We start from the raw sequence: 25,488 nt of genomic DNA, 5'->3' as shown, positions 1-25,488 counted from the left end.
CATATAACCAAAGTAGTTTCATACTTATTCAATTATTTTGTACAGTAACCGTTCTGATAAAGAACGGTTTTTTCGATTTAAGTTATTGATTATTAATTTTTATTTAAACTATTAAAAAGGATTTTCATATCTCACTAAAATAACCTAATTTTGCAAAGAAAGTAAAGATGTCTATTCATAACAAAATTGTAGAGACAGCCATCACTTTCGATGACGTTCTTCTAGTCCCTTCTTATTCAGAAGTTTTACCTAACCAGGTTTCATTAAAATCAAGACTTACCGACAAAATCACGCTGAATGTTCCGATAGTTTCCGCTGCGATGGACACTGTTACTGAAGCTGATCTGGCAATTGCTTTGGCAAGAGTTGGAGGGTTGGGCTTTATCCACAAAAACATGACGATCGCTGAGCAGGCTGCTCAGGTAAACCGTGTAAAGCGTTCAGAAAACGGAATGATCTCTGATCCGGTTACCTTATCTAAAGATCATACTTTAGGAGAAGCCAAAGATCTTATGTCAAGATATAAGATTTCTGGTCTTCCGGTAGTAGATGATAATAATGTTCTAATTGGAATTATTACCAACAGAGATGTAAAATATCAGGAAAATCTTGGTATGAAAGTAGAGGAGATTATGACCAAAGATAATCTGATCACTTCAGACAAAGATACCAACCTTGAAAAGGCAAAAGAAATCCTTCTTAAGAACAGAGTCGAAAAACTTCCTATCGTAGATAAAGATAATAAACTTGTAGGCTTAATTACCATTAAGGATATCGACAATCAGTTAGAGTATCCTAATGCTAATAAAGATGAAAATGGTCGTCTTATCGTTGGAGCAGGAGTAGGAGTAGGAGAAGATACATTGACAAGAATTGAGGCTTTGGTACAGGCAGGAGTTGATATCGTAGCCATTGATTCAGCACACGGTCATTCTAGAGGAGTTTTAGATAAAATTTCAGAAATCAGAAAAGCATATCCGGACCTTGATATTGTAGGAGGAAATATCGTAACTGCAGATGCTGCTAAAGATCTTATTGCAGCTGGAGCAAACGTATTAAAAGTAGGTGTAGGACCTGGATCTATCTGTACAACCAGAGTAGTTGCCGGAGTAGGAGTTCCTCAGCTATCTGCTATCTATAACGTGTACGAATATGCAAAATCTCAAAATGTAACCGTAATTGGTGATGGAGGAATTAAACTTTCCGGAGATATCGTTAAAGCAATAGCTAGTGGAGCAGGAGCTGTAATGTTAGGTTCTCTTTTAGCTGGTACAGATGAAGCTCCGGGAGAAGAAATTATCTTCCAGGGAAGAAAATTCAAATCTTACCAGGGAATGGGAAGCCTTTCTGCAATGAAGAGAGGTGGTAAAGAGAGATATTTCCAAAGTGAAGCTAAGAAATTCGTTCCGGAAGGAATTGAAGGAAGAGTTCCGCACAAAGGAAAACTGGAAGATGTTATTTTCCAGTTGACAGGAGGTTTGAGAGCTGGTATGGGATATTGTGGGGCAAAAGATATTGAAACACTTCAAAAAGATTCCAAACTGGTAATGATTACAGGAAGCGGATTGAAAGAATCTCACCCGCATGATGTAATTATCACACAAGAAGCTCCAAATTATTCTTTATAGAATGATATGGAATTAAAAATAGAAAAACCGCACAATTTGTGCGGTTTTTTTTATTCTATAATGTTGCTTTAATGTTTTGATTGATAGAGTGATAATCTTGTGTTTTGTTTTATTGTATTGTTTGTTTTTATGGTTATTTATTTGTGATAATATAAATAAAATAAGTTCTGTTTGTAATGGTGTTAATTTTATTTTCGTTTAAAATGTAACAATAATGGTTTTTTTTCTACTAACTGTAATAAAATTTTAAATTTTGTGCGGGTTTTCAGTTATAGTTTTAGCTGATTGAAACATAAGATTGAAAAATTTACAACCTATTTAAATTATTGAAATGAAGAAAACTATCCTTTGTGGGACATTGCTACTATCCCTTTCAGTATCAGCACAGCAAAAAAAAGATTGGTGTGACTTTGATAATGAACAGAGAGTACACCAAAAGCAGAATGCGGAAATTGATGAAATGGTTCGTAATATCCGTAACAAAATTATTAGCAGTAATCAAAATGCGGCTGCTAAAAATGGAAGTGCATACAAAATTGTAAATGGAGTTTACGAGATTCCTGTAGTAGTGCACGTAATAGCGCCTACAGGAGCTGCTATTGGCACAGCTTACAATAAAAGTGATGCACAAATTCAGGCGTGGTTGGATCATTGTAATCAAATGTATGCGGGGACTTATCAGTGGGCTCAGGGAATTCCTGCAGATTTTGGTAATGCGGCTACAATGCCGATTAAATTGGTATTAGCTAAAAGAGACCCAAGTTGTAATGCTACTACAGGTATTGTTAGATATAACGGGGGAACTCTTGCAGGATACGATACTTATGGAGTAAAGCGTAACGGAGCTAATGGAGTTACAACAGCACAGGTAAAAACAATTGCTCCTCACTGGCCGGAAGCATCTTACTTCAATATTTATATTATGAATAAAGTAGATGGCGGTGGTACTTATGGTATCATGGGATGGGCAGGATTACCTCAAAATCCTGATTCTTCTTATGAATCCTTTATGAAATCTTTTGTAGTTACACTACCGGATGATATTACTCTGGCACACGAATTTGGACATAGTATGGGATTACTTCATACTTTTGGAAATGTAAACCCGGATGCACCACAAGGAGATACAACTACTACTTTCTGTCCACCCACTACTGGTAACTGTGAGAATGATGATGATCAGGTTTGTGATACCGAAAGATCAAGAAGCTTGCTGAACGATCCGGCACCTACCAATAACGATATGAATTATTGTTCAGGGGTGAACTATCAGGGAGTACAGTATAACATGATGAACTATACCAATCCAATTGCATTTAAATTTACTAATGGGCAACATGATAGAGCAGCTCTTTATTTCTTCTTGATGAAAGGAGGGTTAAGTACTTCATTAGGAGCAACAGCACCTTCTGTAGGAGCAGCTATTGGAACTCCTATTGCAGCTGCATGTAATCCAACAGGTATTACTACGCCAAGTAATTATTTCGTAGGCCCAACTTTAGTGAAACTGGGAAATATCAATAATGCATCAACAGGATATTGGCAGAGTGCTGCTAATTTCTATGAAGATTATACAGGAGCAAGCTGCCTAAGAGCAACATCAACTGAACTTTCTGCAACGGGAACTCATAATCTTCAAGTGAATGTATCAGATTCAAATAATGATATAAGAATATGGATTGATTATAATAATAACGGAACGTTTGAAGCTTCTGAACTTGTAGGTTCGGCTGATAATATTATTGCAGATCCTGTTACTTTAGTAGGGACTTACAGTACTACCATTACAGCACCGGCTTCAGTAGTATTGAATACTCCTCTAAGAATGAGAGTCCTTGTAGATGATGAGAATTCTAACATGACTCCTTGTGGACAATTAAAGTACGGACAGGTTGAAGATTATACGGTAAAATTTGTTACCAATTTAGCAACAAGTGAAGTGAAAGCTGATAATGGCGATTTAACTATTTATCCTAACCCGGTAGCTACCGGAGATAAAATCTTCATTAAAGCTAAAAATGGTAAAAACCTAAAAGTATCTATTTCTGATATGTCCGGAAGATTGGTATCAAGCCCATCTGTAACTGAAGAAGGAAGTGGTGTTTTCAAAGTAGACCAGCAATTGGAAAAAGGAGTTTATATGATTCAGGTTTCTAATGGAAAAGACAGCAAGTCTTCTAAACTGATCATTAAATAAACAGATCATCATTTAAATAAATCAAATGTCTCCATTTCAATGGGGACATTTTTTATTCAATCCTTTTGTATTTAAATCTGGGCTTAATCACTTTGTTAAGAAATTGTCCCTTGGATTTTGCCTTTCCAAACTTTTCAATAATAACAGGAGGTACTTTAAAGTAATCATAAACCGCTCCTGACTGATATATAATTCTCAATATTTCAGTATCCGGAAAATAGATGAAATGATTTACAACACTTGATGGCATATTCTAATGGATACAAAAAATGTTCCTTGCCATGAAAAAGTAAAGCTTCCGGAAATTCCGAAAGCTTCAGTAATTAATTTCTTAAAATAAAATACTGTTCTATTTTTTCACGACTTTAAATTGATGGGTCTGACAATTTCTGGAAGTTATTTTTAATATATATCCTCCAGAAACAAGCTGTGATACATCAATCTTTGAATCAAACATTTCTGATTTTACAAGACGCCCGTCAATATTATAAATTTGGATGGATAACCCGTCATCAATACCGGAAATTCTTATGAAATCAGCCACTGGATTAGGAAAGATCTGAATTTTATTTTTCGAAAGATCCGAAGTTCCTAGTGTTGTGTTCTGTACATCACCCGTCATGGTAGAATTTACCGCAGTAAGGCTTCCTCCACATTGGCCGTTAGTCATTGTGGTATTTTCAACCCAGGTTCCAACACTATTACCAGGAGGAATCGGTAAGGAATTATTGCCTGTTGAGTTATAATAAATCAGATAAGGAGTCGTAAAAGTTCCGTTTCCTTCATCACCAAGAAATTCCCATCTTGTAAGCGTGTTGTTCCATTGAATTTTAAATTCACAGGTACCTAATCCACTACAATCCTGCCCGCCATCAATAGGAGTAGTCATATAAATGTTCTTGCTAAAGGCATCTACTCCGGTTTTGTTAAAGACGTAAGTATTAGGCGGGCTATCAAACAGATTTGGACATCCACTGAAAGTTATTGTCTGCGTAAAAGCTGAGCTTCCCATAGCAAGACATACTAAGTAAAGAATTTTCATAACGATTAGTTTTGTGATGGAAAGACTCCTGCTAAGGCAATGATGCATTTCAGGGTAATAAAAGGAGGTCTGTTTTCATGAGGTTGATTTCCGCCGGTGTTTCCTACCATTGTGTTTTTCATCGTAGTATTAGCCGCTGCATCGGAATACTCTTTGTCAAGAACTTTGGTGTCCGCCGGAAGGCTGTTGGTAGGTGAGTTTTGATTCCCTTCCGCTGTTACTGCATTTATTGTGTGATTATGGGCTGGCATTTGTGTTATCAGTAATGTTACACTTTCAGCTCCGCCGGTTTCTCCCATAGTATAGTTCGTTGCCCCTCCCGGAGCTTGTCCGTTATGAACGAGTACTCTTCCTCTCATATCAGGTAAGGCAAATGTAGTGGTTCCATTCCCTCCATAAGTGGTTCCTAGCAATGAAAAAAGTGCTTGGTTTTGTGCGATAGGCAGGAGCTGCCCATTACATTCTGCCCAATATTTTGGAGCAAAATTATACGGTACAAAGGCTATTTGCCCTAAAAATGGTTCTGATGCCTGAGCTTTTAGAGCAGGAGCAGATACACTGCATATCAGCAGCATACATGCAAAAAGTAAGTTTTTCATGATAATAAGGATTTTATGTAATATAAAATTAGAAAATATTTCGCATAAAATTCTTTATTAAAAGAAAAACCTTTCACAATTATGTAAAAGGTTAGATTTTATTTATTGAAAAATATATTATTATAGATTTTTTCTCTAATGTTTAAGGTCGGTTAGAATATTGAGTCATCATTTTATTTTTTCAAATTATCTTTAAAATCATCGATCCTGAAATCAGTCAGAGCATTTCCTTTTTCAATTTTTTCTTTAGAATACAATCTGAAATCATTTTCTGTTTTTTCTAAAAGATAGTCATAAGGCCCTATATGGGAGATCAATTTTACCAGAACCGGAGAAATCTCAAGACAGATAAACAATCCCATGATAAAAGCTGCTGCGAGACCAATGATTGCAGAATTCTTACCCAGTTCATCCAATGCCTGAAGTCTTGCTGCAAAGCCATTGAACTTATCTTCAAAAGTTTCTGTAGATTTTCTTTCAGTTTCCAGGTTGGTATATACCTTGGATATTTCTTTATCTAAATATTCCAGTCTTGGAGAAGCCTGCTTTTGGAAGTTTTCAAGATCCTGTTTACGCTGCTCTTTTAGTTCCTGTTTACGTTTCGCATTCGGTCCGTACCCCTCTTTTCCACTGGTGAGGCCAGATTGTTTTCCCAGAATTTCTTTTTCAAGTTCTACAGAAGCAGAGTCATATGCTTTCTGATATTGAGCTATTTTTCCTGAGATCTGTTGCTTTTCTGTCTCAAAAGGTCCGCTCTGCTGAAGAATCCTTCCGTTCATTTCTCCCTGGAGTTGTTTTTTGTTCCTTTGGATAATGGTATTCAGCTGTTTGTTGACTTCCTTCTCAAAAATTTTAAGTTCTAAAGGCTTAGAAATAATAATTCCTAGAAAGGTAGCAAGGATAAGACGAGGAATAGCCATCAGAATCTGATTCCACCATGTTCCCGTTTTTTTGATGGAAGAAACAATATAGCGGTCAAGATTGAAAATCATCAATCCCCACAGAATTCCAAATCCTACTGATGCCCAAATGTTGTCGAATACCGTATACATGGCGTAGCCTGCAGACAAAGTGGCGAACACTGCAGTGAAAAGTACAATCCCTCCAATCCCGGAAAATTTATTCCATTCACTCGGAGTCTTTCTTAAAATATGGATGTTCCCGCCTGAACATACCATCAGAAATTTTTGGAACCAGTTTATTTTATGAGTCCCTTGATTTATAGTTTGTTGGTTTGTTTTCATAACTGAAAATTTATACAAAGGTAGTACTAAAAATCATACCAATGTAAAAGATAGTATTATGTTTTACCAAGTAACTATGTGGATTTGTATAAAATGCTGTTTTTAAGAAGGTTAAAATTTCTTTTGAAAATTTTCAAAGAAAAGATCGAAATTACTTCAATCTATCCGGATTCTGCTTCAGAAAACTCTCCCAGCCGGAATACGATTTGGTATCCGTGATGGTTCCGGAATTAAAATGATGGCATACTGCAACGGCAAGACCATCGGAAGCATCTAAATATTTTGTAGGGAATTCTTTTAATTTAAGAAGGTTTTGAAGCATACCTGCTACCTGTTCCTTGCTGGCATTTCCGTTTCCGGTGATGGCCATCTTGATTTTTTTTGGAGAATATTCAGTAATAGGAATGTTTCTGTAAAGACTGGCAGCCATTGCAACTCCCTGAGCTCGCCCAAGCTTCAGCATACTTTGCACGTTTTTTCCATAGAAAGGAGCCTCAAGAGCCACCTCATCAGGATGAAATTCGTCGATAAGAGACAGGGTTCTTTCAAAAATATATTTAAGCTTAGTTTCGTGATTGGGATATTTTTTTAAGATCAGTTCATGAATAGAAACCAGCTCCATTTTTCCTTTCTTTACGGAGATGATACCAAATCCCATTATTGCTGTTCCCGGGTCAATTCCTAAAATTATTTTCTCTGAAGTCATTGCTCCAAAGATAGGACTTTCTAAGTTTTAAGTATAAAAAAGTATTGGCAATGATTTTTATTTTTATTTAAAAGTTTAGTACCTTTAAACAAAAATGATTATGAAAAATGTATTTAGTGTACTTATTGTTCCTGCTTTTCTGTTATGCAGCTTCCAAAAGGAAAGTAGTTTAATTCAAAGTAAGCATTCGGAGATTGTCACAAAAAAAAGTGACCGGATTATTTATTTGTTTTTCAAGGCAGATAAAGATCAGGCAGGAAATGCAAAAATCACGCTCCAGAGTACTAAAATTGCAGATGGCAGATTGAAACATATGCCTTCTTTTGAAAGAGATAACATTCGTAAGGGAGATCTTATTATCACACTGACTGGATCTGGTGGGAAAGAAGTGGGAAAACAACTTGTGAAAGATCCTTTTAATCCTGAACTGGAAGTGTATGAAAAAGAAGGAATTTCCAGACATCAGGCTGCTCTTCAAAATACAGAGTTCAGTACCCGTTTTTCTTATTCTGAAAATGTACAGTCAGTAAAAATAGAAAAAGCAACAGATGATGGTGTGCAAGTATTATTAACACAAAAACTATAATTATGAAAAAAACTTTATTATCCCTTTTAATAGGAAGCAGTTGTTTTGCACAGACATTCGAGACCGTTCCTCTTTTACAGAACGGAGACAACAGTAAGAGAGTTGTGATAGCCGTTTTAGGAGACGGATTTACCTCTGCACAGCAAACTGCTTTTACGACATCAGCCCAGAATACAATCAATTATCTTTTCACAAAAAGTCCTTATACAGAATATAAGAATTACTTTAATGCTTATGCTGTAAAAGTAATTTCAACAGAATCGGGAGTAAAGCATCCCGGGACTGCAACGGATGTTACTGAGCCTGTAATCCCTGTAACCAATCCTAACAATTATCTTGGCTCTACTTTCGATGTAGGAGTTCACAGATGTATATACAGTAATACAACCAATAAAGTAGGACAGGTGCTGGCAGCGAATATTCCTGATTATGATATCACCTATGTACTGGGTAATTCTACAGAATATGGAGGCTGCGGTGGAACCTATGCTTTTGCTTCATTAAATGGTTCTTCCAATGAAATCGTAGTACATGAGTTAGGCCATTCCTTTGGAAAATTAGCCGATGAATACTGGTTCTCAGGTTCACTTGAATCTCCAAATAAAACCCAAAATTCCAATCCTGCAACAATCAAATGGAAAAACTGGGTAGGATTGAATGGAGTAGGGGTATATGCTCATGCTGAAAGCCCAACCTGGTTTCGTCCGCACCAGAGTTGTGAGATGAGATATCTTAATCAACAATTCTGTTCTGTATGTAAGGAGGCAATTATTGAGAGAATTCATAGTTTAGTTTCTCCAGTAGATTCGTATACTCCTGCCAATAATACTTCAGTGGATGCTACATCAAATGTTACTTTCACAGTCAATGAAATTCTTCCTATTCCCAATACACTGGTTAATTCCTGGAGTCTGAATGGAACCGCTTTGGGGGAAACAGGAAATAGTGTTACGATTACTCCGGCACAACTCAATAATGGAAATAATACGTTGACATTTTCAGTAGTAGATAATAATCCACTCTTAAAAGTGGATAACCACAGTACGCTTCATGTTACCAATGTTTCCTGGACTCTGAGTAAATCCACGCTTAAACTTTCAGAAGTAAAAGCTGAAGAGCGTCGTTTCAGTATTTATCCTAATCCGACAAATGGAGAATTTTTCATTAAAGGGAAACAGGAGTTTTCAAAGAATATAAATGTGGAAGTGTATGATGCTTCCGGAAAACTTATTCCATCCAGATTTGAACTGAATGACTCTGCTATAAAGGTTGATATTAAAAACTATCCGGCAGGTACTTACCTGTTGAATGTAAAAGAAAATAAAAACCTGATTATTTCTCAGAAGATCATTAAAGAATAAATTGAACAAAAACCGGCTCCAGCAGCCGGTTTTATTTTTCCAGATTTTTCTCTGCTATAGGTACCCATTGCCCATCATGGCGGAGAAGCAGTATTTTGTCAACTAAGAATTTAGTTCTGTATTCCTTTGTTTCATACTTTTCCCAGGCTTTAAGATAATTTTCCCAGGTCAGATCTCTGAATCCCACAGTCATATGAGGGTGAAAAGAATATTGAACAAAATTAAAGCATTCCTTTACCCTATGATAAAGCTCTGTTAAATGAGTATTTTCTTTAGGTTGAATATAGAGTACAGGATTTTTAGGATTAGGAAAACTTCCAAAGCCATCCAGTTCTATTTCAAATGGGGTGATTTCTGTATTAATCTTCTGAAAAGCAATATGAATATCGTCTTCCATTTCAATTTCTCTGGAAAAGGGAGGAAATAGGGTAATGTGGGCTTCATTTTTCAAAGCTTTGGAGTTGGCATAATTGGTTGCCATATCCTCTTTAAAGATTTTTATTTCTTCAATAATCTCCTGAGGAGGATAAACAGCGATGAAGTACATTTTTTTCATATAGCAATTTAAAAAGTTTTTATATTAAATTTATATACATAAGAAAATTATGCATAAGTTTGCAATGTATATAAGCCCTGCTATGAAAAAGAATAGTCTTTATAAAGGTACTCTTCAGAATATTATTTTGAAACTTCTTTCAAAGGAAGTTAAAATGTATGGGTATCAAATCACCCAAAGAGCGAAAGAGCTTACTCAGGGTGAACTTGAAATGACGGAAGGCGCACTTTATCCATTGCTGCACAAATTAGAAAATGATGGAATGATCACTTCCGAAATTCAGAAGATTAATGGAAGAGATAGGAAATATTACCTGCTGACTGAAAAAGGAATAAAACAACAGACAGAACAGGAAACTGAGATGAAAAGCTATTTACTCAACCTACAGACAATATTCAATGTATGATCACCGAAGCACAGGAAAATAAAATTACAGATTATCTGGTAGCTCAGGAGCTTTCCTTAGATATTTTGGTAGAGATCAGAGATCATATGATGAGTCAGATTTCAGATATTCAGTTCAATGAAAATATCAGTTTTGAAGAAGCCTTCCTAAAAGTGAAAGCATCCTGGAACGGAGAATTTAAAATGGTTAATTACCTGCTGTTTTACCCTACTAAAATTCCTTTCATTGCTAAAAGAATTATCCAGGAGAAATATAGTGGTCTTTTCAAAAAATCTTTGATGGTAGGGACTCTGGCTTTTGCTGTTAATCTATTGCTGATTTTTATGGCAGGAAATCAAGAGGTATATAAAATACTTTTCAGGCTTCTTAATGGATCATTTGTATTGACAACACTATTGATATGGATTTTTAATTATAAAATCTGGAAATATATAAAGGCTGATTTTAAATACAGAGGGAAATGCCTTTACACCATGTATCAGCAGAATCTGGGATTAATGGTTATTGGGGCCAGTTCCATGACGCAAGTGGCATTGAAAAGCGGGGATTATGTCTATCAGTTTTTCAGACAACAAAACTATACGGATATTGTTGGGGTTCTGATGACTCTAATTCTTCCTTTTGTATTACAGGTAGCTCTTTCTTTTGCCATCTTCAATTTTCTTGAGCATAAAAAGAATTTAATAAAAATGCAGGAATTCCTGAAGCCGGCATAGTGAAAACTAATGTTTTAATCTAAGCTGTGTAAGCGTGTTTTCAAGGTGATCTGTGATCTTTTTTACTTCAATGTGAGGCCTGAAGATCACTCCTTTTCCTCTTTCTTCGTCTGCAATATTAGACAGAATAATCACAGACGTTTTGGTGTCCGGATAATAGATATTTAATGAAGGGGAACCTTTTACATAACCACTGTGGAAATAAGAATTGGGCTGGCCGATATTAAGCATAATTCCGTATGCGTAACCCATTTTTCCAAAGATAGCATGACGTCTTTCTGCACTTTTAGCCATAAAGAGTTTCAGGGTTTCCGGTTTTAAAATTTTTCCACCATACAATGCATTATTCCACGAATGAAGATCCTGAATGGTAGATAATATTCCACCGGCAGGTGTTCCGATTTCTTGTCCGCCTAATCTTTTCGGCATATTGGGAACCTCTGAGAACTTAGCAGGTGTTCCAAGATAAGCGCTGGCAAAATGAGTTCCTTTAAAAATATCTCCGGTCGATGAATGTCTCATTCCTGCTTTTTTAAAGAGTTCCTGAACATTTTCATGATATGATTTTCCGGAAACTTTTTCTACAATCTTTCCAAGGGTATTGAATCCGTCATTAGAGTAGAAAAAATCTGAACCGCTCTTAAACATCAGCTTCCCACCCATTAGATTCAGTCCTGAAGTATGATTTAACAACTGGTGAATTGTAATATTTTCATATTCTCTGATCTGAAATTCTTTCAGGTATTTTGATGCTTTATCCGTCACATTAAGCTTTCCCTGTTCCATCTGGAGTAAGACTAAAACAGCGGTGAACTGCTTGCTTACAGATCCTATTGCAAAAACGGTATTGCTGTCAATCTTAGTTTTTCTTTTAAAATCTGAATATCCGTTTTCTCTTCTGTAAAGAGGAAGGGAATCTTTAAAAACGGCAATACTTCCATTGAAATGATACTTCTTGAAAGCGGAATCAATCTGTTGTTCTAAAAGGGTCTTCTGAAATGCAGCAATGGTAGAATCAACAATTGCTTTTTTATCAACAGGGACAGCTTTTGGAACCTCAGTTGTTGTACAGGAAAATAAAAAGCAGAATAGGGTTAGGAATACTAAATTTTTGATCACAGGTGTTGTATTTTTTTAATGATGATTGATATTCTTAAAGATACTAAAATATCCTGAAGAGCATTAAGGGAAGCAAATTGCGTGCTAAGATAGGTTGGCAGATCAAGTTAATGTGGATTTACTCAACCTTTGTATAACATTTTATAGTTATAGCTGAAAGTATTGCCGAAAGAATATTACATTGAAAAAGCCTGTGGAAGAAATTCACAGGCTTATTTTACTACCAGATCACTGAACCAGAAAATATATTCCCCATCTTCTTCTTCAGGAGTTGTTTTAGGTTTAGGATAAGTTTTTTTGACTGTTTCCCCAATTTCAAAATGAACGGGATTTTTGAAAATCGGGCCATCAAAAGTAAAAGTATGAAACTCTCCGTTTTCTCCGCATGGATCTACATTTTCAGGAAGATCATCAATGAATTTCTGATCAATAATTCGTCCTGCAAAGCTTTTATCCAGATAAGTTCCATTAACGCAGGTAACAATAGTTTTAAAGCCAAGCTCTAAAAATTCATGGATGAGGTGGGATGTGTTTTGTTTCCATAGGGGAAATACGGCTTTCATACCAATAGCGTTTAATTGTTCTTCTCTGTATTTTCGCAGATCTTCCAGGAAGATGTCACCAAAAATTGAATGAGCGATCCCCTGAGCTTTAATCTCAGCCATTGTTTTACTCATAATTTGCTGGTATTCTTCCATGGAGGGCTCTTTGGGAAGTTCCATTGTAAGTAATGGGATTCCCAGACTTTCTGCCTGCTTTTCTAAAAGGGAAACGTGAACTCCATGCATGGAAATCCTCTGAAACTCCTGATTGATACTGGTAAGCAGAGTGGTGACCTCGTATTGATCCTCTTGTAATATTTTATAAAGAGCGAGGGCAGAATCTTTTCCGCTGCTCCAGTTGAATAAAGCTTTTGGTTTCATTGTAAAAATAAATCCATCAAAAATAAGAATTTAAGGACGGTTAAAAATTAAATTGAATCATGAAAATAGTATTTCATGTTTTATTGACAATTAAAATAAAAACCTCAAAGAAATCCTTTGAGGTTTAATTTATAAAAAATGTAGGTCCAATTAAGGATTACATATTTCTTCTGTATTTACCACCCACTTCAAATAAAGCATTGGTGATCTGTCCCAGAGAGCAGTATTTTACGGCATCCATCATCACTTCAAATAAGTTTTGCTGGTTAATGGCTGCATGCTGAAGTTCTCTTAAAGCTTCTTCAGACTTATTTTCATTGGCCTGCTGGAAATTATGAAGAGATTCAATCTGTGCCTGTTTTTCCTCTTCTGTAGAACGGATAACTTCTCCTGGTAAAACGGTTGGTGAACCATCTTTTCCTAAGAAAGTATTCACTCCAATGATCGGATATTCACCTGTATGTTTCAGCCATTCGTAATGCATAGATTCTTCCTGGATTTTTGAACGCTGGTACATGGTTTCCATCGCTCCAAGAACACCGCCTCTTTCCGTGATTCTGTCGAATTCAGTATAAACAGCTTCTTCTACAAGATCCGTTAATTCTTCAATGATGAATGATCCCTGAAGCGGATTCTCGTTTTTAGCCAATCCTAATTCTTTATTGATGATCAGCTGGATAGCCATTGCTCTTCTTACAGATTGCTCAGTAGGCGTTGTAATTGCTTCATCATACGCATTGGTGTGAAGTGAATTACAGTTATCATAGATTGCATAAAGCGCCTGAAGAGTAGTTCTGATATCGTTGAAATCAATTTCCTGAGCGTGAAGAGAACGTCCTGAAGTCTGGATGTGGTATTTCAGCATCTGGCTTCTTTCGTCAGCTCCGTATTTTAATTTCATGGCTTTTGCCCAGATTCTTCGTGCCACACGCCCGATTACTGAATATTCAGGGTCAATACCATTGGAGAAGAAGAAAGATAAGTTCGGTGCAAAGTCATTGATATCCATTCCACGGCTTAAGTAATATTCCACATAAGTGAAACCATTGGCCAATGTGAATGCCAATTGGGAAACCGGATTAGCTCCTGCTTCAGCAATATGATATCCTGAAATGGAAACAGAGTAGAAGTTTCTTACTTTTTCTCTGATGAAATATTCCTGAACATCACCCATCAGTCTCAATGCAAATTCTGTAGAGAAAATACATGTATTCTGAGCCTGGTCTTCTTTTAAGATATCAGCCTGAACAGTACCACGAACAGTAGCAATCGTTTTAGCTTTGATTTCCGCATATACCTCTGCCGGAATTACTTCATCACCTGTTAATCCTAAAAGCTGTAGCCCTAAGCCATTGTTGGATGGAGGAAGTGCACCATTATATTTTGGTCTTTCTAAACCTTTGTTGTCAAATTTCTCTTTCAGTTTAGCTTCTACTTTAGCCTCTAAACCATTTTCTTTGATATATTTTTCAACATTCTGGTCGATGGCTGCATTCATAAAGAAAGCCAGCAGCATCGGCGCAGGGCCGTTGATAGTCATTGAAACTGAAGTTAAAGCATTCACAAGATCAAATCCTGAATATAGCTTTTTAGCATCATCAAGTGTAGCAATAGAAACTCCTGCATTTCCAATTTTACCATAAATATCTGGTGGTAAAGCAGGATCCTGACCGTATAATGTTACAGAGTCAAATGCTGTAGATAAACGTTTTGCAGGCATTTCTGCAGAAACATAGTGAAATCTCCTGTTGGTTCTTTCAGGACCTCCTTCTCCTGCAAACATCCTTGTAGGATCTTCACCGGTTCTTTTAAACGGATAAATACCTGCTGTATAAGGGAAACTTCCCGGTAGATTTTCCTGTCCTTTCCATTGGATCAGATCTCCCCAGTCATTGTACTTTGGTAATGCAATTTTTGGAATTCTTAAGTGAGATAAAGATTCTGTGGAAGTTTCAACTTTAATTTCTTTTCCTCTTACATAATAAGAATAAAACTCTGCATGGAAAGCTTTTTTCGTGTCATCCCATGTTTTCAGAAAATCAATATTATCCTGTTGAAGTTCTTTTTCAGCCTTTTGATACTCAGCTTCTAAAACTTCATTGGAAATGATATTTTTTACGCCTTCAATATGATACATTTTTCTGGCCAGTTCAGCCTGCTTTTCAATATTGATATCGTATTGCTTGTTGTTTTCAACAATTTCAGAAAGGTAACGAACTCTTTTCGGAGGAATAATGGTTACTTCTTCTGTAATTTCCTGTTCTACAAAAGTCTTTAGATTCAGTTCAGAGAATTTATCATTTACTTTTGAAACGAGTCTGTTGTATAATTCAGTGGTTCCATGATCATTAAACTGAGATGCTTTCGTTGCATACACAGGCATATCATCTAATGGGCTTTCCCATAATAAATGGTTTCTCTGGAACTGTTTTCTTACCGCCTGAAGAGCATCCAATGCACCACGTTTGTCAGATTTATTTAATGCTACAAGATCTGCATAATCTAGCATGTCAATTTTTTCTAACTGGGTAGAAGCTCCATATTCAGGAGTCATTACATACATAGAAACGTCTGCAAAATCTGAAACTTCTGAACCAGACTGTCCAATTCCTGAAGTTTCAAGGATAATTACGTCCGGATGTGCCAGTTTCAGTACATTCAATGCAGAATGAATAAATGGCGAAACAGAAACGTTGTTTTCTCTGGTTGCCATAGAACGCATATAAACTCTAGGATCATTAATCGCGTTCATACGGATTCTGTCTCCCAATAAAGCACCTCCGGTTTTCTTTTTCGAAGGGTCAATGGAAATAATGGCGATTTTTTTATCCGTATTTGAACGTAAGAAACGTCTTACCAATTCGTCTGTTAACGAAGATTTACCAGCTCCTCCCGTACCTGTAATACCAATGATTGGAATTGTTAAATCTTGAGATTTTTCGTCAATAGCTTTTACAAGCTCAGGTTTTTCTTCTGAAAAGTTTTCAACGGCTGAGATGATTTGTGCAATGCTGGACGGGTTTTCAAAACTGATATCGTCAAGATCTTTAGCCGTAACATCTTTTCCTGTTGCAAAATCCGATCTGTGTACCAAATCGTCAATCATTCCCTGAAGCCCCAGTTCACGGCCGTCATCCGGAGAATAAATTCTATCGATTCCGTAAGACATAAGGTCTTTGATTTCTTCCGGAAGGATTACCCCGCCACCGCCACCAAAAATTTTGATCTGCGGTGAGTTTTTTTCTCTCAAAAGGTCATAGATATATTTGAAATATTCGTTGTGACCTCCCTGATATGAAGTTAATGCAATAGCATTCGCATCTTCCTGGATCGCTGTATTTACAACTTCCTCTGCCGATTTATCGTGTCCTAAATGGATCACTTCGCATCCTGTTCCCTGAATAACACGACGCATAATATTGATCGCAGCATCATGCCCATCAAATAATGAGGCAGCAGTTACGATTCTTACCTTGTTGGTTGGAGTATATTTTTGGGTTTCCATAAAAATTCTAGAAAGTTTCTAAGTTCTCAAATATAGTAATAAAATGAAAACCCTGAATGGTGTATTAGTGTTTTGATTTACAGTGTTTTATAATAATTATTTTTTTGGCCTGATAGACTTTGTTGGAGGTCAGGTCTGTATTTTACAGATTATTACGCTATTCTGTAAAAATGTAAATGTCAGCAGATTTTGATCTGCTGACATTTTTTTATTGTTTTTACACTGAAGTTTGGTTTTTATTTCAATAAAGCGTTCTGTTTTATTTTTTTTCTGAAAAAAGTGTTTTTCTCTTGCTGTCCAGTCCCCAGTTTAATCCTAGAAATGAAATGAGGTTGTTCTTATCCCCGTAATTTTTTCCAAATGCAGCATTGATGTACACACTGTCAGACACTTTATAGTTGATGATTCCATTGGAGCGGTAGGTATTGTCCAGATCACTGCTTCTGTAAATGAATTCATAGCCAATAGAGAATTTATTGTATACGAGTTCTATTTTTCCACCAAAATCATAATTGTTGGTTTGGCTGAATCCGTTAGCAACATCATAAACTGTTTTATCCTGCATATATCTGGCAACAGCATAGAAATTCAATCTTTTTTCAATTTTTGAAACGTCTGTGGCGGAGGTTTCTTTAATGGTTACTTTTGATTGATCATTATTTTGACCTTCATCTTTCTTAGAATCTCTTGTTCTTTCAAGGTTGATTCCGGAACTCATGGTCATCCAGAATCCCAATTTCCCAAATTGATTATTTTTGAACTGGTTATCTAAAAAGAAAGTACTGTAGGCTGATGCCACATCTAATTGAAAAGCTGGTTTTTCGTCAAGGTATTTTTTATATTTTTCAGTTTCGGTTTTGTAATAATCCGTGGCAAACTCCTCTAATGCTTTTGCAAGTTTTTCTTGTATTTCATCTGGTTTGGCATTGGATGCAATGATGCTGTTGTATTTTTCTGACTTTTCAAATTCCCTTTGGATATCGGTTAATTCCTTTGAGATATTCGTGTTTGAGGTTGTGATAGCCTCTATATTTTTTTTATTTCTTACTTTAAATACGGTGGTTCGTAAAGAAAAAGATACCGAAGGATTTTCCGTATCGAGGTCTTCAATTTTATAATTTCTCAGAAAGGCAAATGAGACAGAAACGTTTTTTGCTTCACTGAAAATGTTATTCTTATACTCATAGGTATTATCTGATTTTTTAATGCTTTTAATGCCGGCATACTTCAATGCATCCATCTCCGTCAGAGGAAATAAATGAGTAGGAGTAAGTTCTACTGCATAGGCATTGGGAAGACCTTCATTTTCACTAAATGAATTAACAATACTGGTCATGAAAGCCTTTTTTGATTTTGGGGTTTCCAAATCAGAACTTGCTAAACCAAGAAGCATCACACTGGGCGCATTGGAAAGCTCCAGTTTGTTTAACTCTGCACTAATTTCTTTGTTTTGAGAAAATAGTAGGGTAGATCCAGCGGTCAGAGCTGCTAATAATATCTTTTTCATAGCTCAATTTTTATGTATTTATAAACCCCATAGATAAATCTGTCAGCTAAATCTTCAGTCGTTTTACCTTCGAAAGGATTAAAATGAAAGTTCTTGCCGGGAATTTGAGGAAATTCAAATTTTATTCTGCAGGTATTGATTAAAATCTGCAGATGATTCACCTGCATATTGATATTAAAAGAGGTCGCGAAAAGTAAATTATCAGAGGTTAAAGCTGATTTTGGAATGGTAAAAGAAAATTTACCGTCACTTAAATTGTTGTCATCGATCCTCATTCCATTGATGATAAAATGGGGGTCTCCAAATTGTGTACTGGCGCTGATTATGACATTTACTTCAATAGTACTTTCTTGAAGGTCAGTAAGCTTTACTGTTTTTTGGGAAATCTTTTTCATGTCTATTAATTTTGGTTTGTGTATTTTTTTTCTTCAAAATCAGGTCTCTCATGTTGGATGTCTGTAAAACGGTATGAGGGAATTCCAGCTTTTGATTTTATTTCAAATTTATCATTTGCAATGTTTGTTGTCAATTACCTTTTTAGGTGATATTGTTTCAGTGGTGCTGTCTGGATTTTTCCGGGACCCAATCTTTATCCACTCATGAAAAGCAACCTTTAATTCAATAATTAAATCTTTGTAAGGATTCTGCACCCAATTAAATTCTCTATTTTTGCAGAATATTTTTACAGACATGCAAAAAGCTCTGATGTATTTCGCTTTAGGAACTGTAGTAAGCTTCCTGATTAATTATTTCTTTTTAAGTTCACAAAATATCGGACTGGATATTTACTATGCCTTTGCCTTTGGTTCTGCCTGGGGAATTGCTTATTATCTGGATACTCCTGATTTTACACTACCTAAAAAAATGGGTCTTTCATTTGTAGCCATGGCCATTCTGGTTCTTATTGGGGCTTTGATTTTTAACCTTGAACTGGCAATTCCATCTATCTTAAAATTTTCAACAGTTTTTGTTGCCTATTACTTATTTGCAAGCTTCAGAGGAAATAAATCCTTGAGAAATTAGTGAAGCATAATAAAACTGAGATACATCAGTATCATAAACATCAGAATCAATCCGATATAATTTATAATAAATAATAAAGATCCTTTCAGAATACTTATTCTTTTTTTTGTTTCATACACCCTGTGATGGGCGACAAAAAAATAGATTGTCATATAGAGGCCCAGTCCCATACAGGCTAGAACATATAATAAGGTAAGTAAATTGTTGCCCGGCAGAAAGCTTGTAATCCTTTCACCTACTATAAATACAAGTATTGCTAATAAAAGGAATGAAAAATAGTGAAGGGTAAAAATTCCATGGTCAAAGTACCACCATTTCTTCTTGTTATGGAACAGCCATAAAAAGAATGCGAATATGGGCAGATAAACGAAGAGTGCTTTGGGAATGGTATGAATGAAGTTCTCTTTATATTTTTCCCAGATCTGATGTTTGCTATATCCTTCTTCCTTTAGTGAAAACGCTTTTTTTGCCAGAGGTCTCATTAATGAATAGATCCCTGTTTTATCTTTTGCGAGTATAGAATCATACTGTTTTATGGTATTAGCATTCATAATGGATGCATCTTTAGCATCGAATGTATTGTCAAAAATTTCAGTCTTTTCTTGAGTGGCTTTAATTTTTGTCGTATCCAACGCCTTTAAAGTATCCAATGCCTTTTGGGTGTTTGTTGCCGCTTCGTGCGACAGAACACCTTCTTTTTGTAAATCTTTTACAATATCTTTTGAAATTTCTTTCGGATTTTTTGCTTTTGTTTCCTTTTTAATGTGGCTGGGCCTTTCGGCTTCTTCTTTGGCGTGAGGCAAAATATTGGGAAGGAAAAATGTAAGGAAACTTATAAATATATACAGTTTTACAGGAGCCACATACAATTGTCTTTTACCAGCCAGATATTCTTTGGTAAGTAATCCGGGGCGGGTAAATAAATACTGTATAGTTCTCCAGAACTGTCCGTCATAATGGGTGAAATCCTCAATGAAATGAGTGAAGAGAAAATGAAAAGGTTGTCGGCTTTCAATATTTTCCTGTCCACAGTGTGGGCAGAACCTTTCTTCAACCTGGTGCCCGCAGTTCAGGCAGGTCTTATCTTCTCTTAGTTTTCCGTGGCTCATGGATTATGGAATATGATTAACGCAAATATAATTATTTCAATGAAATTATAATTATATTAACGTGTTTTACGGAAATCTTTAAAGTAAATTTAATAAAAGAAAGAGTCGAGGGAATAAACTCTTTGCTGTTTCATTGGTGTTTTTAGAATCTTCGAAGTGTTTTTTTCATCGGCTCATGAGTTCGCAAGATTTATGCCAAAATTGTAATTAGTGTTAAAATCTATTGATACAGGGCCGTACAACCCAGATTATATAGATTAAATAAAATATGTTTTTGGGTTACGAAAATAATTTGTACCTTTGCACACCCTTTTAGGGGTAAATTATGTTTAATCTTTAACTAAAACGTGTGAATACATTAAGTTACAAAACTGTTTCAGCGAACAAAGCTACTGCTAATAAAGAATGGGTTGTGGTAGACGCTGAAGGACAGCCGTTAGGTAGATTAGCTTCTACGGTTGCAAAGATTTTGAGAGGTAAGCACAAAACGAACTACACACCTCACGTAGATTGTGGTGATAACGTAATCGTTTTGAATGCTGGGAAAATTACACTTTCCGGAAACAAGTGGGCTGATAAGACTTATATCTGGCATACAGGATATCCTGGTGGACAGAAGTCTATGACTGCGGCTGAACTTCAAAAGAAAGATTCTTTAAAGGTATTAGAGAAATCTGTAAAAGGTATGTTACCTAAAAACAGATTAGGATCTGCTATCCTTAAGAACCTTTATTTATATGAAGGAACTGAGCACAAACATGAAGCTCAACAGCCAAAAACAATTAATGTTAACGAATTTAAATAATTAATTATGTCTATAGTTCACAAAATCGGAAGAAGAAAGACTTCTGTAGCGAGAGTTTATGTAAAACCAGGTTCTGGTGTTATTACAGTAAACGGTAAAGATGCTAAAGAATATTTCTCTACAGACGTGATGGTTTACAAATTAAACCAACCGTTTATCCTTTCTGAGACTGTTGGTCAGTATGACGTTACCGTGAACGTATTCGGTGGTGGTAATACAGGTCAGGCAGAAGCTATCAGATTAGGTATTTCAAGAGCTTTATGCGAAATCAACGCTGAGTTCAGGTTAGCATTGAAGCCAGCTGGTTTACTTACAAGAGACGCAAGAATGGTGGAAAGAAAGAAGCCAGGTCAGAAAAAAGCAAGAAAGAGATTCCAATTCTCAAAACGTTAATATCAAGATTCAAGATATCAGACACAAGATGCAAGACTTTGCTCTCAGATCTTGGCTCCTGGTTCTTGGTTCTATTTTATCTAAACAAAAAAATTGCCCGTTACGTTTAGCATCCAAACGCTTCTCCCATCTAAAGAAGTTGTTGATTGTTTAAAAGACGGAAAGTAAACTAACAAAAACAGAAAACATGGCAAAAGCAAATGTAAAAGACCTTTTAGAGGCTGGCGTACACTTCGGTCACATGACTAGAAAGTGGAATCCAAATATGGCTCCATACATTTTTATGGAGAAGAACGGTATTCACATTGTAGACTTACATAAAACAGCAGTTAAATTAGATGAAGCTTGCAGCGCTTTAGAGAAATTAACTTCTGCAGGTAAAAAAGTTCTTTTCGTAGCTACTAAGAAGCAAGCGAAAGAAGTAGTTGCAAAACACGCTTCTGAACTTAATATGCCTTATATTACAGAAAGATGGCCAGGAGGTATGTTAACGAACTTCGTTACAATCAGAAAGGCTGTAAAGAAGATGAATGCTATCGATAAAATGAAAAAAGACGGTACATTCGAAACTTTATCTAAAAAAGAAAGATTACAAGTTGACAGACAAAGAGCTAACCTAGAGAAGAACTTAGGTTCTATCGCTGACATGGTGAGACTTCCATCTGCTGTATTTGTAGTTGATATATTAAGAGAACACATCGCGGTAACTGAAGCTAAGAAACTAGGTATTCCAGTTTTCGGTATCGTTGATACAAACTCTGACCCTAGAAAAGTTGATTTCGTTATCCCAGGAAACGATGATGCTTCTAAGTCTATTGATATGATCCTTAGCGTAGTTTCTGAATCTATCAAAGAAGGTCAGTCTCAAAGAAAAGCTGATAAAGAAAAATCTAAAGAAGAAGGAGAAAAAGTATCTGCTGATACAGATGCTGATTTCGATGCAGAATAATTAAAGATTTTCTTTAATATAGGAAAAACGCTGGATTTCGATCCAGCGTTTTTTTATGGTTTATACAGTTGCCTGCAAGTCATTTGGTAAGTTTTATTAAAGATAAAAACCCACAGAAATCTGCGGGTTATATTTTAGTTTGAAAGCTTTATAGAATAAGAAGTTGTGACAAACTTTGTAGACTGATAAGTAGAATTACAAAGCATACCCGATAATCTGTAATTTTGATTTTTCGGTACCATTGTATACCCTATTTTTCCGGCACCAATGGGAATTTTCTTGAAAAAATTATTCCCGCTCACTGTAAGCACCATATTGCATGGAGATTTGTTTTCTACGGAAACAGAGGTTTTGGGATTTTTAGGATCATCACTGTTAAGAAGATCATTGAGTACATCAGCTGTTTCAGGCTTATACGTCTTTATAAGCTCATTGTATTCTCTTTCTGTATTCGCTCTGTTCCCTGTATTGTTAGCAGGATAAGGGTAGGAGGTTCTTCCCGGATAGCCTCCGTAGTTTACATTACAGCTGGCAATAATCAAAGAAGTTCCGATAAAAACGAATAGTTTTTTCATCCTATTTTATTTTTTGACTTTTGTTTTTTCAGCGACTTTTCCTTTATCGGTTCCTTTTGGGCTGATTTCAGCTCAGCGTCGCCCGGTTTTGGATTGTCTATCGTTACAAATATACTTTTTTTAATGTCTTTCCTAGACGAATATTTCACATCACAGATATTGCTGTTAAGGGTATAGGAATCCTTATTGAGAACAATGAAATTTTCTGCATGAGCAGGAACAGCAAGGTTGTAAAATTCTTTTCCTTCAATCCGTAATACAATATTACAGTCAGAATTATTTTTGAACAAGAGAATTGCTTCCTTGCGGCTGATATCCTCATTAAACATTGCATTCAGTACATTCACTGTTTTTTGTTTATGTTCAGCAGCTGTTTCAGTGATAAGTTTCCTAAATTCTTCAGCATCATCCGAATTAGGATTTCTCATAGCCCCTTTAGGAATATCTGTAATGACAGGTCTGGTTTCCATAGGTTTGGCAGTACGGGCTCCTTTTGTCCATTCGGAGTTTTTTAAAGCAATGAGCTTAGGTTTCAGCACGCTCTTTTTAGGATCGTCAGGGTGTGCGTTCTTCAGGTATTCTTCAATTTCTTTGATGTTTGTGCTTTTTAAAATGTCTTTACTGCTTTTTTGAGCTTGTGTAAAGCTGGGGATAAGAAATGTGAAGAATAAAATCGTTAAAAATTTTTTTTTCATCAAGTTGGTTTAATTCATCAGCTTATCCGGAATTTGATGTAAGTAATAGTTTTTCCTTTCGCTGAGAATAGCTCTTCATAATACGTTTTGATATCTCTCAAATGTTCCGTATTAGGATCGTATTCTGGTGCCCCATAGATATCATGGTGAGCAGAAATGATTTCATACCCTGCACCCTGTAAATATCCCAGTGTATACCCATGCAGGAACTCTGAATCTGTTTTCAGGTGAATGATGCCTCCTGGCTTCAGGAATTTTTTATAGCGGTCTAAAAAGTCCGGATGTGTTAATCTGTGTTTTGTTCTTTTATATTTTATTTGGGGATCCGGGAATGTAATCCATATTTCGTCTACTTCATTTTCAGCAAAGAAATAATCAACAAGTTCGATCTGAGTTCTTAAAAAAGCTACATTATTCATGTTGTTTTCTACCGCTTCTTTCGCTCCAAACCAGAATCTTGCCCCTTTAATATCTACTCCGATAAAGTTTTTTTCAGGAAATGTTTTTGCGAGTCCTACAGAATATTCTCCCTTTCCACACCCTAATTCCAATACAACCGGATTGTCATTTTTAAAGAAATTATCTCTCCATTTTCCTTTAAGTTCAAAGCCTTTTAAAGCGTCTTCTCTTGTAGGTTGGATTACATTTGGTAATATTTTGTTTTCTGCAAATCTTGCTAATTTATTCTTGCCCATTGAATTATAAAATGAGTGCAAAAATACTAAAAATTTATGGAGAATCTCTGTCTTTTGGAGGTAAAAGACAGAGTGATAATTCGTTTCTGATTGAGCTTAGTGACTTCCTAAGGCCACCATAATGGGTCTTTCTATTGTTTTTTGTGATGCATACTGTGCTCCGCAAACTAAACTCGAGAAAAGATACTGACCTTTTTCCACCACAATAGAACCTTCTCCCTGAGCCGGAACTGCGAGTCTGTATTTGGTGATTCCCACACCTTCCATTCTGACAATGATATTACAGTCTGATTTATTTTGAATCATGACAATGCATTCTTTAGCATTAGGATCATTATCAAATAGGGAATTTAAGATTTTTACGGTCCTGTTTTTATGTTCTACAGGAGAAACTGCCATCAGCATGTTGAATTCTTCTGCTTCAGCGTTGGGAACTGCGGTATTAGCAGCGGCATTTACAACATATGTATTTTGGGCACTGCTTGGGGTATATACTGTGGTAGATTGTTTGGCAGCAAGTTCAGCCTTATATTTTGCAATCTGTTTTTGTTTGATGATAGCATTCATTTCATCAAAAGTAATCTTGGTAGAAGGTCTTCTTCTCAGCATGGCAAGCATTTCCTGCATATCTTTTACCTTCTGATCGGCAGGGTGTGCATTTTTGATGTATTCTTTCATCATTTCCATTACCCTTGGTTTCAGAACGGATCTTCGGGGGTCATCAGGATGGGCATCTCGCAAAAAGGCATTGATCTCGTAGATATTCTTACTTTTCAGAATATTACTGTAGTCTTTACCTTGTTTTTGGGCAGAGACCATAAAAAATAACATACATCCAAGAAGTAAAAGTACTTTTTTCATTAATTCATATTAAGTTAGAAATTGGTGTTTCACTCTTAATTTGCGTTCAGGTTGCTTAGTTTTTATTTGATAACGAATATCTCGTGTTTTTATTTTAAACACTTGTTTGTGAGATAAAATTAAACATATTTTTGAATATTGAAGAAGAATATGTTGTAAAAGTTGAATAATTCGTATTGCAGATGCTTTGGTAAACTATAGCGGGTGTTTTTCGGTCATTTAACAAAAAAATAACCCGTGTAAAGTACACGAGTTATTCAATATTTTAAGTTATTTCTTTTCGAAATT

General features: G+C 35.9%; 26 protein-coding genes. 10 read left to right on the top strand and 16 right to left on the bottom strand.

Annotation, left to right across the window (positions count from 1 at the left end):
* Window positions 1-167: 167 nt before the first annotated feature.
* Complete coding sequence (gene guaB / locus ACWPWS_RS19550) at window positions 168-1,628, top strand: IMP dehydrogenase (RefSeq protein WP_454047630.1); 1,461 nt, start codon at window positions 168-170, stop codon at window positions 1,626-1,628.
* Window positions 1,629-1,959: 331 nt separating this feature from the next.
* The gene (locus ACWPWS_RS19545) at window positions 1,960-3,825 is read left to right on the top strand and encodes a GEVED domain-containing protein (RefSeq protein ID WP_454047629.1); all 1,866 of its coding nucleotides are present in this window, start codon (window positions 1,960-1,962) and stop codon (window positions 3,823-3,825) included.
* 52 nt (window positions 3,826-3,877) lie between these two features.
* Here the strand turns inward: ACWPWS_RS19545 and ACWPWS_RS19540 are convergent, their stop codons facing one another.
* From ACWPWS_RS19540 to ruvC, 5 genes are all read right to left on the bottom strand, one after another.
* Window positions 3,878-4,075, bottom strand: coding sequence for a KTSC domain-containing protein (locus tag ACWPWS_RS19540; RefSeq protein WP_209786828.1), 198 nt, complete (start codon window positions 4,073-4,075; stop codon window positions 3,878-3,880).
* 99 nt (window positions 4,076-4,174) lie between these two features.
* Entirely contained in the window at window positions 4,175-4,867 is a 693-nt protein-coding gene (locus ACWPWS_RS19535; protein WP_454047628.1) for a T9SS type A sorting domain-containing protein, read from the bottom strand.
* A 5-nt stretch (window positions 4,868-4,872) separates the two neighbouring features.
* Window positions 4,873-5,466, bottom strand: coding sequence for a phage tail protein (locus ACWPWS_RS19530; RefSeq protein ID WP_209786830.1), 594 nt, complete (start codon window positions 5,464-5,466; stop codon window positions 4,873-4,875).
* A 173-nt stretch (window positions 5,467-5,639) separates the two neighbouring features.
* Window positions 5,640-6,710, bottom strand: a complete 1,071-nt coding sequence (locus ACWPWS_RS19525) for a DUF4407 domain-containing protein (protein WP_209786831.1) — start codon at window positions 6,708-6,710, stop codon at window positions 5,640-5,642.
* Between the two features lie 151 nt (window positions 6,711-6,861).
* Entirely contained in the window at window positions 6,862-7,416 is a 555-nt protein-coding gene (gene ruvC, locus ACWPWS_RS19520) for a crossover junction endodeoxyribonuclease RuvC (protein ID WP_454047627.1), read from the bottom strand.
* Between the two features lie 100 nt (window positions 7,417-7,516).
* Here ruvC and ACWPWS_RS19515 point away from each other — a divergent pair, with 100 nt between their 5' ends.
* Both ACWPWS_RS19515 and ACWPWS_RS19510 read left to right on the top strand, forming a co-directional pair.
* Window positions 7,517-8,002, top strand: a complete 486-nt coding sequence (locus tag ACWPWS_RS19515; protein WP_454047626.1) for a hypothetical protein — start codon at window positions 7,517-7,519, stop codon at window positions 8,000-8,002.
* Window positions 8,003-8,004: 2 nt separating this feature from the next.
* On the top strand, window positions 8,005-9,363 hold the full coding sequence (locus ACWPWS_RS19510; RefSeq protein ID WP_454047625.1) for a M64 family metallopeptidase: 1,359 nt from the start codon (window positions 8,005-8,007) through the stop codon (window positions 9,361-9,363).
* 31 nt (window positions 9,364-9,394) lie between these two features.
* Here the strand turns inward: ACWPWS_RS19510 and ACWPWS_RS19505 are convergent, their stop codons facing one another.
* Window positions 9,395-9,919, bottom strand: a complete 525-nt coding sequence (locus tag ACWPWS_RS19505) for a 2'-5' RNA ligase family protein (RefSeq protein ID WP_454047624.1) — start codon at window positions 9,917-9,919, stop codon at window positions 9,395-9,397.
* Between the two features lie 82 nt (window positions 9,920-10,001).
* Between ACWPWS_RS19505 and ACWPWS_RS19500 the strand changes: the two genes are divergently transcribed.
* Together ACWPWS_RS19500 and ACWPWS_RS19495 are read left to right on the top strand one after the other, a co-directional pair.
* Window positions 10,002-10,325, top strand: coding sequence for a PadR family transcriptional regulator (locus tag ACWPWS_RS19500; RefSeq protein WP_454047623.1), 324 nt, complete (start codon window positions 10,002-10,004; stop codon window positions 10,323-10,325).
* Window positions 10,322-11,041, top strand: coding sequence for a hypothetical protein (locus tag ACWPWS_RS19495; RefSeq protein WP_454047622.1), 720 nt, complete (start codon window positions 10,322-10,324; stop codon window positions 11,039-11,041). Before ACWPWS_RS19500 ends, ACWPWS_RS19495 begins: the two co-directional genes overlap by 4 nt.
* 6 nt (window positions 11,042-11,047) lie before the next feature.
* On the opposite strand, the gene ACWPWS_RS19490 is transcribed toward ACWPWS_RS19495, so the two are convergent.
* The 5 genes from ACWPWS_RS19490 to ACWPWS_RS19470 all read right to left on the bottom strand — a co-directional run bounded on the left by ACWPWS_RS19490 (window position 11,048) and on the right by ACWPWS_RS19470 (window position 18,490).
* On the bottom strand, window positions 11,048-12,160 hold the full coding sequence (locus ACWPWS_RS19490; RefSeq protein WP_454047621.1) for a serine hydrolase domain-containing protein: 1,113 nt from the start codon (window positions 12,158-12,160) through the stop codon (window positions 11,048-11,050).
* A gap of 212 nt (window positions 12,161-12,372) precedes the next feature.
* A complete protein-coding gene (locus ACWPWS_RS19485; protein WP_454047620.1) occupies window positions 12,373-13,083 on the bottom strand; it encodes a Dph6-related ATP pyrophosphatase in 711 nt (236 codons plus the stop codon).
* A gap of 157 nt (window positions 13,084-13,240) precedes the next feature.
* Complete coding sequence (locus ACWPWS_RS19480) at window positions 13,241-16,588, bottom strand: methylmalonyl-CoA mutase family protein (protein WP_454047619.1); 3,348 nt, start codon at window positions 16,586-16,588, stop codon at window positions 13,241-13,243.
* Window positions 16,589-16,847: 259 nt separating this feature from the next.
* Window positions 16,848-18,095: a hypothetical protein gene (locus ACWPWS_RS19475; RefSeq protein ID WP_454047618.1), complete on the bottom strand. Its 1,248-nt coding sequence runs from the start codon at window positions 18,093-18,095 to the stop codon at window positions 16,848-16,850.
* Window positions 18,092-18,490, bottom strand: coding sequence for a hypothetical protein (locus ACWPWS_RS19470; RefSeq protein ID WP_454047617.1), 399 nt, complete (start codon window positions 18,488-18,490; stop codon window positions 18,092-18,094). The genes ACWPWS_RS19475 and ACWPWS_RS19470 overlap by 4 nt, the downstream gene beginning before the upstream one ends.
* Before the next feature lie 295 nt (window positions 18,491-18,785).
* Here ACWPWS_RS19470 and ACWPWS_RS19465 point away from each other — a divergent pair, with 295 nt between their 5' ends.
* Window positions 18,786-19,118: a hypothetical protein gene (locus tag ACWPWS_RS19465; protein WP_454048203.1), complete on the top strand. Its 333-nt coding sequence runs from the start codon at window positions 18,786-18,788 to the stop codon at window positions 19,116-19,118.
* On the opposite strand, the gene ACWPWS_RS19460 is transcribed toward ACWPWS_RS19465, so the two are convergent.
* Window positions 19,115-20,227: a DUF3667 domain-containing protein gene (locus tag ACWPWS_RS19460; protein WP_454047616.1), complete on the bottom strand. Its 1,113-nt coding sequence runs from the start codon at window positions 20,225-20,227 to the stop codon at window positions 19,115-19,117. The two genes, ACWPWS_RS19465 and ACWPWS_RS19460, sit on opposite strands and share 4 nt — an antisense overlap.
* Window positions 20,228-20,576: 349 nt before the next feature.
* On the opposite strand from ACWPWS_RS19460, the gene rplM reads away from it, so the two are divergent.
* The 3 genes from rplM to rpsB all read left to right on the top strand — a co-directional run bounded on the left by rplM (window position 20,577) and on the right by rpsB (window position 22,374).
* On the top strand, window positions 20,577-21,032 hold the full coding sequence (rplM, locus tag ACWPWS_RS19455) for a 50S ribosomal protein L13 (RefSeq protein ID WP_105681733.1): 456 nt from the start codon (window positions 20,577-20,579) through the stop codon (window positions 21,030-21,032).
* 6 nt (window positions 21,033-21,038) lie between these two features.
* Window positions 21,039-21,425: a 30S ribosomal protein S9 gene (rpsI, locus tag ACWPWS_RS19450; RefSeq protein ID WP_002976218.1), complete on the top strand. Its 387-nt coding sequence runs from the start codon at window positions 21,039-21,041 to the stop codon at window positions 21,423-21,425.
* Between the two features lie 187 nt (window positions 21,426-21,612).
* Complete coding sequence (gene rpsB / locus ACWPWS_RS19445) at window positions 21,613-22,374, top strand: 30S ribosomal protein S2 (protein WP_062675707.1); 762 nt, start codon at window positions 21,613-21,615, stop codon at window positions 22,372-22,374.
* Window positions 22,375-22,508: 134 nt separating this feature from the next.
* On the opposite strand, the gene ACWPWS_RS19440 is transcribed toward rpsB, so the two are convergent.
* The 4 genes from ACWPWS_RS19440 to ACWPWS_RS19425 form a co-directional block, all read right to left on the bottom strand.
* Window positions 22,509-22,949, bottom strand: a complete 441-nt coding sequence (locus ACWPWS_RS19440; RefSeq protein WP_209786844.1) for a DUF6759 domain-containing protein — start codon at window positions 22,947-22,949, stop codon at window positions 22,509-22,511.
* Window positions 22,946-23,644 (bottom strand): DUF6759 domain-containing protein, encoded by a 699-nt coding sequence (locus ACWPWS_RS19435; protein ID WP_454047615.1) that lies wholly within the window; start codon window positions 23,642-23,644, stop codon window positions 22,946-22,948. The genes ACWPWS_RS19440 and ACWPWS_RS19435 overlap by 4 nt, the downstream gene beginning before the upstream one ends.
* A 17-nt stretch (window positions 23,645-23,661) precedes the next feature.
* Window positions 23,662-24,339 carry a tRNA (guanosine(46)-N7)-methyltransferase TrmB gene (trmB, locus tag ACWPWS_RS19430; protein WP_209786845.1) on the bottom strand — a complete coding sequence of 226 codons (678 nt, stop codon included), beginning with the start codon at window positions 24,337-24,339 and terminating at the stop codon, window positions 23,662-23,664.
* 96 nt (window positions 24,340-24,435) lie between these two features.
* Window positions 24,436-25,200: a DUF6759 domain-containing protein gene (locus tag ACWPWS_RS19425; protein WP_454047614.1), complete on the bottom strand. Its 765-nt coding sequence runs from the start codon at window positions 25,198-25,200 to the stop codon at window positions 24,436-24,438.
* Between the last annotated feature and the right edge of the window lie 288 nt (window positions 25,201-25,488).

The organism is Chryseobacterium sp. Marseille-Q8038, from assembly GCF_965111995.1.
Note: the sequence above shows the minus strand (reverse complement) of the source record. Positions and strands in the feature narration are given on the sequence as shown.